This is a genomic window from Flavobacterium sp. B330r, assembly GCF_056824325.1.
The window spans coordinates 2,569,748-2,582,255 of the sequence record NZ_CP124860.1 but is presented as its reverse complement, the minus strand read 5'-3'; the positions used below and the strand labels follow the sequence as shown (position 1 = coordinate 2,582,255).

The following is a 12,508-nucleotide window of genomic DNA, read 5'->3' as shown; positions in this document are numbered from 1 at the left end:
AGAATCGATTTATTCGTTTATACGATAACCAACATTTCGGACCGTTTCAAACCAATCTATAGCAGTATGCTTATCCAGTTTTTTTCGAAGATTACGAACATGCACATCTATAAAATTAGAATCAGAATTAACTTCTAGAATATCTCCCCAAATATGCTCTGTTAATTGCAATCTGGTAATAACACGGTTTTTATTGAGAACCAAATACTGAAAAATATCAAATTCTTTTTTGGTAAGACTGATTGGCTGATCACTAAAGCTCACCTTATAATCCTGAAGTTGCAATAGAAAACCATGAATGCTTAAATTGTTTAAAGTAAAACCATGAATTCTGCGAACTACGGCAAACATTCTTGCGGCCAATTCTGTCAAAGCAAAAGGTTTGGTTAAATAATCATCGGCCCCCAAATGCAGTCCATTTATTCTATCATCCAACTCTCCACGGGCAGTAAGAACAATTACCGCTATTTTCGATTTTGTTTTTCTAATTGCCTGCAAAACCTCAAAACCATCACCATCGGGCAAACCAAGATCTAAAAGCATAATATCGTAATCATTGCTTCCAAATTCTTCAAGCGCTTCAGCACAATTGTTTGCAATTTTACAAATATATCCTGCGTTGCATAAAAAATCGTAGACCTCTACGGCAAGTTCCTTATTATCTTCAACAATTAAAACATTCATAAGCACAACATTTAAGCGCAATTAAAATTAATCAATTATAAAAAATTGAGTAGCGTATTATTAAAAAATTAACGAATGAAAAAAGCTGATAAATTTCTTCATCAGCTTCTTCAATCGCATTCTCATAATCATTATTCCTGTTTTGCCTTCGTTACAAAGCTTCGAAAACAAAACGAGAGCAATTTTTATTTTTTAGCCTTTGCTGTTTCTGGTTTTACAGCTTCTGGTTTCGCAGTTTCTGTTTTTGTTGCTTCAGTTTTTGCTGATTTTGCTTTTTTATCAGATTTGTGTTTAGGGTGTTTGGTTGCTTTTACTTCTTTAGCTGGAGCTTCTTTTCCATCTTTTGCAGGAAATGCGTGAACCATTGCACTTGTTCCTAAAACTGCTACTAGTAACATTAATAAATTTCTCATGATTTCTAAGATTTAAGAATTAATAACCTTTTATTTTATACCTCAAAATTACCTTCGCAACATGAAGAGAAAATGAAGAAATCCCTGAATAAAAAATTTTAACTTGATATTAACGCTTTGCGTTTTTTTTACCATGTAAGTTATATAAGTTCATTTTAAACATTCACTACAATAACATTAACGATAAAATAGGAGACGCACTGCGGTGCGTCTCTACAGGCGCATCTCAGCTAAAATGAACTTATATAACTTATATGGTAAAAATTTTCTTTTTTGATTAATTTTTGCAATCTCAATTGTTTATTTTTACAGACTAATATTTTTAATATGTCAACTCAAAAACGCCTTTTTCTTCTAGATGCTTATGCACTAATTTTTCGTGGTTATTATGCTTTTATAAAAAACCCGAGAATCAACTCAAAAGGAATGGATACATCTGCAATTATGGGTTTTATGAACTCACTTTTGGATGTTATTAAAAGAGAAAAACCAGATCATTTAGCCGTTGCTTTTGATAAAGGCGGTAGCCACGTAAGAAGTGAAATGTTTGTAGAATATAAAGCCAATCGTGATGCAACGCCTGAGGCTATTAAAATTGCCATTCCGTATATTCAGGAATTATTACGAGCAATGCATATTCCTATTATTGAAATTGAGGGCTGTGAGGCCGATGACTTAATTGGAACAATCGCTAAACAAGCAGAAAAACAAAACTACAAAGTCTACATGGTAACTCCAGATAAGGATTTTGCCCAACTAGTTTCTGAAAACATTTTTATGTATAAACCTGCTCGAATGGGTAACGGAATCGAAATCTGGGGCGTTCCTGAGGTTTTGGCAAAATTTGAGATCGAAAGACCGGAACAAGTAATTGATTTTCTTGGAATGATGGGCGACGCCGTGGATAATATTCCTGGATTGCCTGGAGTTGGCGAAGTTACAGCTAAAAAATTCCTGAAAGAATTTGGAACCATGGAAAACCTTTTAGAAAATACCCATTTACTAAAAGGTAAAATGAAGGAGAACATTGAAGCGAACAAAGAAAAAGGGATTCTTTCTAAAAAATTAGCCGCAATTATTACCGATTGTGATGTTACTTTTAATGAAGAAGATTACGAACTTTCTCGTCCTGATATCGAAAAAACAGATGCTATTTTTCAAGAATTAGAATTTAGAAGAATGGCAGAACAGTTTGACAATTTATTTAAAACTGATGGCACTCAAAGTACTGCTCCAGCTCCTGATGCCAAATTATACAAAAAAGCACAGCCTAAAAACGAAGACCAATTTGATCTTTTTGGAGGCGGAAATACGAATGGAGAAAACGCTGAAATCGAAAGAACTTCGTTTTATAATACTTTAGAAAACACAGAACATTTTTACCAAACCATTCAAGGCGATTTAGGTATTAAAATGCTTTTACAAAATTTACAAAAACAGACTTCAGTTTGTTTTGATACTGAAACTACAGGAATCGATGCTTTACACGCAGAACTTGTGGGAATGTCTTTCTCTTATGAAAAAGGAAAAGCATTTTATGTTCCGTTTCCAGAAAATCAGGAAGAAGCAAAAGCTTTAGTAGATAAATTTGTTCCGTTTTTTGAAAATGAAAACATTGAGAAAATCGGACAGAATTTAAAATACGATCTAAAAATCCTTTCTAATTATGGTGTAACCGTAAAAGGAAAACTTTTTGATACGATGATTGCGCATTATCTGATTAATCCGGATATGCGTCATAATATGGATATTTTGGCAGAAACATACTTGAAATATTCACCAAAATCTATTGAAACTTTAATCGGTAAAAAAGGAAAAAATCAGCTTAATATGCGCGATGTTCCTTTGGAAGACATTAAAGAATATGCTGCTGAAGATGCCGATGTTACTTTACAATTAAAAGAAATCTTCACAACCGAATTAGACAAAACCGAAACTAAAAAGTTATTTGACGAAATCGAAATTCCATTAGTAAGCGTATTGGCCGACATGGAAACGGAAGGAATTCGTTTGGATGTAGATTTCTTAAAAGCAATGTCTTCTGAAATGGAAGTCGAAATAAAATCGTTAGAAGAAAAAATATATGAAACTGCTGGCGAGAAATTCAACCTGGCTTCTCCGAAACAATTAGGAGATATTTTATTTGACAAACTAAAAATTGGTGGCGCAAAGCAAAAGAAAACCAAAACGGGTCAGTACGCAACTGGCGAAGAAGTTTTGACTTATTTGGCCAATGACAACCCAATTGTAAAACAGATTTTAGATTGGCGTCAGATGGTAAAACTGCAAAGCACTTATATCTTGGCTTTACCAGAACAAGTTGATAAAAAAACGTTACGCGTTCATACCGATTATATGCAAACTGTTGCTGCAACGGGACGTTTGAGCTCTAATAATCCGAACTTGCAAAATATTCCGATTCGTACTGAAAGAGGCCGTCAGATTCGTAAAGCTTTCGTGGCACGCGACGAAAATTATACTTTAATCTCTGCCGATTATTCGCAAATCGAATTAAGGATTATTGCTGCTTTGAGTGGTGAAGAAAATATGATTGCAGCTTTCCAAAACGGAGAAGACATTCACAGAGCAACTGCAGCAAAAGTTTTTGATGTGGCGCTGGAAGAAGTTTCCCGCGAACAAAGAAGTAATGCAAAAACAGTAAACTTTGGAATCATATACGGTGTTTCTGCTTTTGGATTGAGTAATCAGACTTCGTTATCAAGAAGCGAAAGCGCTGCCTTGATTGACGCTTATTATAAAACATATCCTCGTCTTAAATCTTATATTTCAGAACAAATTGAATTTGCACGAGAAAAAGGTTACGTACAAACCATTTTAGGCCGTCGCAGATATTTAAAAGATATCAATTCTGCCAATGCCGTTGTAAGAAGTGCCGCTGAACGAAATGCTGTAAATGCCCCAATTCAAGGAAGCGCTGCTGATGTGATTAAAATTGCAATGATCAACATTCATAAAAAACTTCGTGACGAAAACTGGAAATCTAAAATGTTGCTTCAGGTACATGATGAGCTTGTGTTCGATGTTCATAACGATGAACTCGAAAAAATCCAGCCAATGATTAAACATGAAATGGAAAATGCATTTAAAATGTCGGTTCCATTGGAAGTTGAATTAGGAATGGGTAAAGATTGGTTAGAAGCGCATTAATAATTATAGATTTCAGATTGTTGATTTTAGATTTTTGATAACTTTAAAACAATCTGATTTTACAATTCATAAAAAAAACCATCAGTTTCAGCTGATGGTTTTTTAGTTTTATTTTTTTCTAGTCGATTCTCTTTCTTTCAATTTTGTTTTAATGACGATTGTTTCGTATTCAGAAATTGTTCCTTCTGGCTCTTCCAATCTTTCGATTAATCTTTTTGCAGCAACTTCTCCAATTTCAACTCCATGCTGACTTACAGTAGTCAGACTTGGTGACAAACGTCTTGAAGCCAAAATTCCGTCAGCAAAACCAATGATTGAAATATCTTCGGGAACTCTATACCCTTTTTTCAAACTTACTCTTAAAGCCGCAACAGAATCATTTTCGTCTAAGGCAAAAATTCCGTCAATTTTATGATCAAAAATCGAATCAATTTTTGCTTTCATATCATCTTCAGAATCGGTACGAAGAATAATTTTTTCGTTAACCGGAATATTATTATCTGCCAAAGCTTTCAAATATCCATCTGCTCTCAATTTTCCAACACTTAAATTATCTACAGAAGAAATTAGAGCAATATTTTTGCATCCTAAATTAATTAAATGCTGTGTTGAGTTTAATGCAGAATCAAAATCATCTACCACAACTTTATCGCAATCTACTTCATCGGCAATACGGTCAAACATCACGATTGGTGTTCCATCATTAATTATTTCCGAAAAATGATTGTAATCTTGAAGTTTTTGAGCTTCTTCAGAAACCGAAAGAATAAATCCATCAATTGTTCCGTTGCTCAACATTTCAAGCGTATGAATTTCTTTCTCCAAAGATTCGTTCGAGATACAGGTAATTACATTATATCCTTTTTTATCGGCAACTTTCTCAATACCGCTAAAAACTTTCGCAAAGAAAGAATTTAAAATATTAGGAATAATCACGCCAATCGTTTTTGTCTTACGATTCTTAAGATTCAAACCAATAACATTCGGCTTATAATTTTTGAGTTTGGCATACTCTTTAATCTTCACCTTGGTTTGTTCACTAATTTCTGGACTGTCATTCAATGCTTTAGACACAGTCGAAACCGAAACTCCCAGTTCCTTCGCAATTTGTTTTAGAGTTGCTTTAGCTTTCATCCAATTGAATTTTATGTAATTAATACAAATATAGTAGAATTACCTAAAATAAAACAAAAACAAGCCATTAGTATTTAAAAATATAAGTCATTTCGAAATAATAATTAATTAAACCGAGATTTTAAAACCGCTCTTACTAAAATTTCGTTAATAACTAAATACCCGTTAACTAAAAACCAATGTTGTTAACCTAATAAAAAACTTGATTATGAAAAACGAAGTTAAAATTCATGAAGTTGACCCTTCACTGAATAGCAGAAGGAGCTTTCTTAAGCTCAGCGGATTAACATTAGTCACCACAGGTTTGGTTCTAGCTGGCTGCAGCGACAATGACAATGATAATGATATGCCAGACACCTCATTGCCTGGAATAAGAAATGGTGTTTTTGATTTAGGCTCTGGAGATTTTGGAGTTTTGACTTACGCATACGCTCTCGAACAACTAGAAGCCGACTTTTATACTAAAGTTGTTAATGCAAGTAGTTTTAATACTGTATTTAGCAGTCTTGAACGTGAAGTTCTAACCGATTTATACCACCATGAAGTGGTTCACAGAGATTTCTTCAAAGCGGCTTTGAATGGAGCACTTCCTGATCCAAGTTCGCAATTACTACCTTCTTTAGCCTTTAATTATGGTTCATTAAATTTCAATAGCCGTACCGAAGTTCTCGCAACTGCAAAAGCATTAGAAGATACTGGCGTTGCTGCTTATAACGGAGCTGGAAAACTAATTAAAACAGCAGACTACTTATTATTGGCAGGAAAAATTGTTTCTGTTGAAGCCAGACATGCTGCAGCAATAAGAAGTTTAATTAATCCGAATTCGAAAGATTTTGCCGGAGATGATATTGTAAATATGTCAACAGGATTAGATGATGCAAAAGATCCATCTAAAATACTGCCAATTGCTGCTGGTTTTATTACCACAAAATTCACAGCTAAATACCTACCTTAATCTTAAACGTCAAAAACTTAGAAATTATGAACATTTTAAAATTTATAGAATCCTTTACTGACGATAATTTGATGAACAGTACTGGTTCTCGAAGAGACAGTTTTACACAGTTTGGAAATATCGGAAAAAATTTAGCTTTAGCATCAATTCCATTCGGATTGTCGGCTCTTACCAATAAGGCTTTCGCAAAAGACATTACAGCAACTCCGGCAACACCTATTGGAGCTCTGCAATTCGCGCTAACGTTAGAATATCTTGAAAACGAATTTTATGCAATGGCTTTAGATTCTGGAGTAATTCCAGCTTCAGAAAACGCAGGAAGAGACTTAAAAGTATTCCAACAAATTGCTGCACACGAATCTGATCATGTTAAATTTTTAATTGCAGGCTTAGGCGGCACCGCAAGTGCCAACTTCGTTCCTAAACCTACTTTTGACTTTACAGTTGGAGGAGCATTTAATCCGTTTGGAGATTACCCAACCTTTTTAGCTTTGGCACAAGCATTTGAAGATACAGGTGTTAGAGCCTATAAAGGACAAGCTGCAAACTTGATAACCACACCCGATTTATTGACCGCCGCATTGCAGATACATTCTGTTGAAGCGCGCCATGCATCTGAAGTGAGAAGATTAAGAGGTTTAAAAGGATGGATCTCTAATGCCGAAAGAGGCGCTGGCATGCCGGCAGCAACTCAAGCCGTTTACGATGGCGAAGGCGTAACCGTTCAAGCAGGATTTAATACCGCAGCCGCTTTTGGTGCCGCAGCGGGCTCAGAAGCTTACGATGAGCCACTTACGACACAGCAAGTTGTTGATATTGCCAATATATTTATTGTATAATCACTTTTTTTCATAAATATTTAACCGTCTTTACTTTATTGTAGAGACGGTTTTTTTATTCGCAAATTATTTAAAAAACTGAAGCCCTGATTTTCAGCAGATAAAATATTCTTTCAGGTATTTGGTTTTAAAATAATTAATTGTACTTTTGCATCCCCTTTATTGGGGATGGAATGTTTAATTAAAATAATATTATGGACGCATTAAGCTACAAAACAGTTTCAGCAAGCAAAGCCACTGTAACTAAAGAGTGGATTGTTGTTGACGCTGAAGGTCATAACTTAGGACGTCTTGCTTCTAAAGTTGCAATGATTTTAAGAGGTAAGTACAAGCCAAGTTACACACCGCACGTTGACTGTGGAGATAACGTAATTGTTATCAACTCAGAAAAAATTAACCTTACAGGTACAAAATTGAATGACAAAATTTACATGCGTCATACAGGTTACCCAGGAGGACAAAGAACTTTAACTGCTAAAGTATTGCAAGCTAAAAACCCTGCATTATTAGTAGAAAAAGCTGTAAAAGGTATGTTACCTAAAAACAAATTAGGAGCTGAACTTTTTAGAAATCTAAATGTTGTTGTAGGATCTGAGCACACTCACGGAGCTCAAAAACCTAGAACTGTTAACCTAAATGATCTTAAGTAATGGGAGTTATTCACAAAATCGGTAGAAGAAAAACCGCTGTTGCACGTGTATACGTTTCTGAAGGAACTGGAAACATCACTGTAAACAAAAAAGAATTCGCAACTTACTTTCCAACTGCAACTTTACAATACAAAGTTTTACAACCGCTTTCTATGACAGAAAACGCTGGTAACTTTGATGTAAAAGTAAACGTTTACGGAGGTGGTACAACTGGTCAGGCAGAAGCTGTAAGAATGGCATTAGCACGCGTAATGTGTGAAGTTAACGCTGAAAACAGAGGAATCCTTAAACCAGAAGGTTTATTAACAAGAGACCCAAGAATGGTTGAACGTAAGAAATTCGGTCAGAAGAAAGCTCGTAAGAGATTCCAGTTCTCTAAACGTTAATATTACCTGTCTTGTTCAAATGGGACAAGACATTATCAATTATTTATTGAAATTAAAAAACACAGTTATTGTTGCTCTCCTACCGAGGTAGGATATAGTTTAGCATCTAAATGTATAAAGCCAGAGAAATCGCCATTTATACATTGCTAATCAACAGAACGTAAACTAGTACAAAAATGGCAAACAAAATAGAAGTAAAAGAATTACTAGAAGCAGGTGTTCACTTCGGACACATGACTAGAAAATGGGATCCAAACATGGCTCCTTACATTTATATGGAGCGTAATGGTATTCACATTATCAATCTATATAAAACTGCAGCTAAAATTGAAGAGGCTAACGAAGCTTTGAAAAAAATCGCTGCATCAGGTAGAAAAATCTTATTCGTAGCTACCAAAAAACAAGCAAAAGACATCGTTGCTGATAAAGCAAAAGCTGCAAACATGCCTTACATCACTGAAAGATGGCCAGGTGGAATGTTGACTAACTTCGTAACTATCAGAAAGGCAGTTAAAAAAATGTCTTCTATCGATAAAATGAAGAAAGATGGTACTTTCAACACTTTATCTAAAAAAGAGCGTTTACAAGTTGATCGTCTACGTGCTAAATTAGAGAAAAACTTAGGTTCAATTGCTGATATGTCTAGATTACCTGCAGCATTGTTCGTAGTAGATATCAAAGCTGAACACATCGCAATAAAAGAAGCTCAAAAATTAAACATTCCAGTTTTCGCAATGGTTGATACGAATTCTGACCCAAGAGAGGTTGATTACGTGATTCCTGCAAATGATGACGCTTCTAAATCAATTGACAAAATTTTATCTTTAGTAACTACTGCAGTAATCGAAGGTCTTTCTGACAGAGGTGCTGAAAAAGAAGTTGAAGCTGCTGAAGAAGCTCCTGCTGTTGAGGCTGAAGCTGCTCCTGCAACTGAAGAATAAATCAAATTTTAAATTCCAAATTTTAAATTCCAAAGTCCAAATACAAAATTAAAAACGTTATGTTGATAATTTATTAAAATTGGAGTTTGGGATTTAAAAGCTGGAATTTTTTACTTTTAACATTAAAAATTCAAAATATTATGTCAACAATTACTGCTGCAGACGTAAATAAATTAAGACAATCTACAGGTGCCGGAATGATGGACTGCAAAAAAGCTTTAGTTGAAGCTGAAGGAGATTTCGATAAAGCGATCCAAATCCTTAGAGAAAAAGGACAAAAAGTTGCTGCTAACCGTTCTGACCGTGATTCTTCTGAAGGAGCTGCTGTTTCTTTTATCAATGCAGACAACACTAAAGGAGCTATCATTACTTTAAACTGTGAAACTGACTTCGTAGGTAAAAATGAAGCTTTCGTAACTTTAGCTAAAGATTTAGTTGAAAAAGCGATCAACTTCTCTTCTAAAGAAGAATTTTTAGCTTCTGATTTCAACGGAATCACTGTTGCTGAGAAATTAATCGAGCAAACTGGTGTTATCGGTGAGAAAATCGAAATCGGTGGTTTCGAAATTTTAGAAGGTGCTTTCGTTGGATCTTATGTTCACGTTAACAAAATTGCCGCTTTAACAGCTATTTCTGCTCCAATCGCTAATGCTGAGGCTTTAACAAAAGACGTTTCTATGCAAGTTGCTTCTATGGGAGCTGATACATTATCTTACAAAGATTTTGATCCTGCTTTCGTTGCTTCTGAACTTGCTGCTCGTATTGCTGTAATCGAAAAAGAAAATGAAGAAGCTGCACGTTTAGGAAAAACTTTAAAAAATGTTCCTAAATACATCTCTTTCTCTCAATTAACTCCTGAAGTTATCAAACAAGCAGAAGAAGATGCTAAAGCTGAATTAAAAGCTGAAGGAAAACCAGAGCAAATCTGGGATAAAATTCTTCCAGGAAAAGTTCAACGTTTCATTTCTGACAATACTACTTTAGATCAAGAAAAAGCTTTATTAGATCAAAACTTCATCAAAGATGATAGTAAAAAAGTTGGTGATTACGTAAAAGGATTCAATGTTGAAATTACAGGTTTCAAAAGAGTTTCTTTAGGTTAATATATTATTTTTTCAATATTAAAAAGCCCGAATATTTAGTTATTCGGGCTTTTTTTTATTTTTAGCTTTCAATTGGAAAATTTCTTGCTCGCATCAATGCATCAGATTTCGGCGCATGCCCTCTAAAATTTTCATACATCTCTTCATTATCAATAGTATTACCCACGCTTAAAACTGTCTTATAAAGACGTTCAGAAACATTCTTATCAAAAGGTCCATAACCTTCTAAAAAAGCTTCGTACGCATCTGCATTAATTACATCTGCCCATAAATAACTGTAATAACCTGCCGCATATCCATCGCTTGAAAAAATATGAGCAAATTGAGGAATTCTATGTCGCATCACGATTTCTGAAGGCATATTAATTTCACTTAAAACTTTCTTCTCAAATGCATGCGGATCGACTGTTTCAGTTGTTAAATGCAATTTCATATCAACAAAAGAACTTGAAATCGTTTCGACAGTTGCAAAACCTTCATTAAAATTAGCCGCTTTTCCTATTCTTTCTACCAATGATTGTGATAAAGGTTCGTTCGTTTTATAATGAAGCGCAAATTTATTCAACACTTCTGGAGTCGCTAACCAATGCTCTAGCAATTGCGAAGGAAACTCTACATAATCTCTGGCAACTGAAGTCCCAGAAAGACTTGGATAAGTAACATTGGAACACAATCCATGAAGCGCATGACCAAATTCATGAAACAAAGTTGTGGCATCATCCCACGAAATCAAAACAGCTTCATCGCTATTTCCTTTAATAAAATTGCAATTATTTGAAACAATTGGAAGTACATTTCCTTTTATCTTCTGCTGATCTCTATGCGAATTCATCCACGCGCCTGAACGTTTACCAACACGTGCATAGGGATCAAAATACCACAAACCAATTGGTTCTCCTGTTTTTTTATTATTCACCTCCCAAACACGAACATCGGAATGATAAACGGGAACATCAAATAATTGTTTAAATCCTAAATCAAACAATTCACCGGCCGTCCAGAACATTCCTTCTCGCAAATTCTCTAACTGCAGATATTTTTTTATTTCATTTTGATCCAAATCATATTGTGCTTTTCTCACTTTTTCCGCATAAAAACGGTAATCCCAAGGCTGTATTTTAAAATCTCCACCCTCATTATTTACCATTTCCTGCATGGCCAAAACATCATTTTTCACCTTTTCTACGGCAGGTTTCCACACCGAGTTCATTAAATCGAGCGTTTTCTGTGGGTCTTTGGCCATTTTATTAGACAAGCTCCATTCAGCAAAGTTTTTAAAACCTAAAATCTTCGCCTTTTCAGCCCTTAATCTTAAAATAAATACCAATATTTCATTTGTATCATTTTCATTCTTATTATCACCTCTTTTTACGAAAATATCAAAAGCTTTTTCTCTTAAATTTCTTCTGTTTGAGAAAGTAAGAAAAGGCTCAATCGAAGATCTCGTGTTTCCAATACACCCTAAAACATTTAGATTTCTTTCTTTCGCTTCGGCAATTGCTGCATTCTTAAATTCTTCAGGCAAACCGTCAAAATCAGCTTCTGTATTTAGCTCTATATATTGATTGTTTTCTTCTGCTAACAACTTTTGACTAAAAGCGGTAAAAAGTCCTGCTAATTCCTGATTGATCTTAGCCACTTTATCTTTATCCGCTTCATTTAGCTCTGCTCCTTCCCTAACAAAATCGGTATAATAAAGCCAAAGCAAACGTTCCTGTTCTTTAGTCAAATTCTCCTTTCCATCTGATTTGTATAAGGTTTCAATTCTAGCAAACAGTTTATCATTTTGATACAGTTTATCATTAATCTCTGCCAATTTTGGAGACATTTCGGTATCAACTACATTAAATTCTGGAGTACTCAAATTGGATCTGTAAATACCGTAAACCGCATGAATTCGATCTAATTTTTCGCCAGAAAGTTCTAAAGCTTCGATTGTATTTTCAAATGTCGGCTTTTCTGGATTATTGGCGATTGCCTCAATTTCTTCTAATTTTTCCTTGATAGAAAATTCTATTGCGGGCTGAAAATCTGGAACTTTATAAGCTGTAAAATCTGGAACTCCTCCATATGGACCGGACCAACTTTTTAATAATGAATTATCTAATTCTATTGGTGTTTTCATAACAAATACATTAATTAAGTCTGTGCAAAATTTCAATTTAAAAAAGCAACAGAATCTCAAAAATAACCAATCAAAAGCAAACTTCATATCGAAACGGATTATAAAAATTA

11 protein-coding genes are annotated in these 12,508 nt (G+C 34.6%); 7 read left to right on the top strand and 4 right to left on the bottom strand.

Annotated features, from left to right (window positions below; all coding sequences use genetic code 11):
- Positions 1-9: 9 nt before the first annotated feature.
- Together QLQ95_RS11610 and QLQ95_RS11605 are read right to left on the bottom strand one after the other, a co-directional pair.
- Entirely contained in the window at positions 10-684 is a 675-nt protein-coding gene (locus tag QLQ95_RS11610; protein WP_320493329.1) for a response regulator transcription factor, read from the bottom strand.
- A gap of 185 nt (positions 685-869) precedes the next feature.
- The gene (locus QLQ95_RS11605) at positions 870-1,097 is read right to left on the bottom strand and encodes a hypothetical protein (RefSeq protein ID WP_248729347.1); all 228 of its coding nucleotides are present in this window, start codon (positions 1,095-1,097) and stop codon (positions 870-872) included.
- 327 nt (positions 1,098-1,424) lie between these two features.
- Here QLQ95_RS11605 and polA point away from each other — a divergent pair, with 327 nt between their 5' ends.
- Positions 1,425-4,265: a DNA polymerase I gene (gene polA / locus QLQ95_RS11600; RefSeq protein ID WP_482503894.1), complete on the top strand. Its 2,841-nt coding sequence runs from the start codon at positions 1,425-1,427 to the stop codon at positions 4,263-4,265.
- A 108-nt stretch (positions 4,266-4,373) separates the two neighbouring features.
- Here the strand turns inward: polA and QLQ95_RS11595 are convergent, their stop codons facing one another.
- A complete protein-coding gene (locus tag QLQ95_RS11595) occupies positions 4,374-5,399 on the bottom strand; it encodes a LacI family DNA-binding transcriptional regulator (protein ID WP_095927950.1) in 1,026 nt (341 codons plus the stop codon).
- A 208-nt stretch (positions 5,400-5,607) separates the two neighbouring features.
- Between QLQ95_RS11595 and QLQ95_RS11590 the strand changes: the two genes are divergently transcribed.
- From QLQ95_RS11590 to tsf, 6 genes are all read left to right on the top strand, one after another.
- Entirely contained in the window at positions 5,608-6,354 is a 747-nt protein-coding gene (locus QLQ95_RS11590) for a ferritin-like domain-containing protein (protein ID WP_095927951.1), read from the top strand.
- A gap of 26 nt (positions 6,355-6,380) precedes the next feature.
- Positions 6,381-7,193, top strand: coding sequence for a ferritin-like domain-containing protein (locus QLQ95_RS11585; protein WP_320493331.1), 813 nt, complete (start codon positions 6,381-6,383; stop codon positions 7,191-7,193).
- Between the two features lie 194 nt (positions 7,194-7,387).
- Positions 7,388-7,843: a 50S ribosomal protein L13 gene (gene rplM / locus QLQ95_RS11580; protein WP_095927953.1), complete on the top strand. Its 456-nt coding sequence runs from the start codon at positions 7,388-7,390 to the stop codon at positions 7,841-7,843.
- Complete coding sequence (gene rpsI / locus QLQ95_RS11575) at positions 7,843-8,229, top strand: 30S ribosomal protein S9 (RefSeq protein ID WP_035645327.1); 387 nt, start codon at positions 7,843-7,845, stop codon at positions 8,227-8,229. Before rplM ends, rpsI begins: the two co-directional genes overlap by 1 nt.
- Before the next feature lie 176 nt (positions 8,230-8,405).
- Positions 8,406-9,170: a 30S ribosomal protein S2 gene (rpsB, locus tag QLQ95_RS11570; RefSeq protein WP_095927954.1), complete on the top strand. Its 765-nt coding sequence runs from the start codon at positions 8,406-8,408 to the stop codon at positions 9,168-9,170.
- Between the two features lie 140 nt (positions 9,171-9,310).
- Positions 9,311-10,273: a translation elongation factor Ts gene (tsf, locus tag QLQ95_RS11565; RefSeq protein ID WP_095927955.1), complete on the top strand. Its 963-nt coding sequence runs from the start codon at positions 9,311-9,313 to the stop codon at positions 10,271-10,273.
- A gap of 61 nt (positions 10,274-10,334) precedes the next feature.
- On the opposite strand, the gene QLQ95_RS11560 is transcribed toward tsf, so the two are convergent.
- Positions 10,335-12,398, bottom strand: coding sequence for a M3 family metallopeptidase (locus QLQ95_RS11560; RefSeq protein ID WP_482503891.1), 2,064 nt, complete (start codon positions 12,396-12,398; stop codon positions 10,335-10,337).
- Positions 12,399-12,508: the final 110 nt, after the last annotated feature.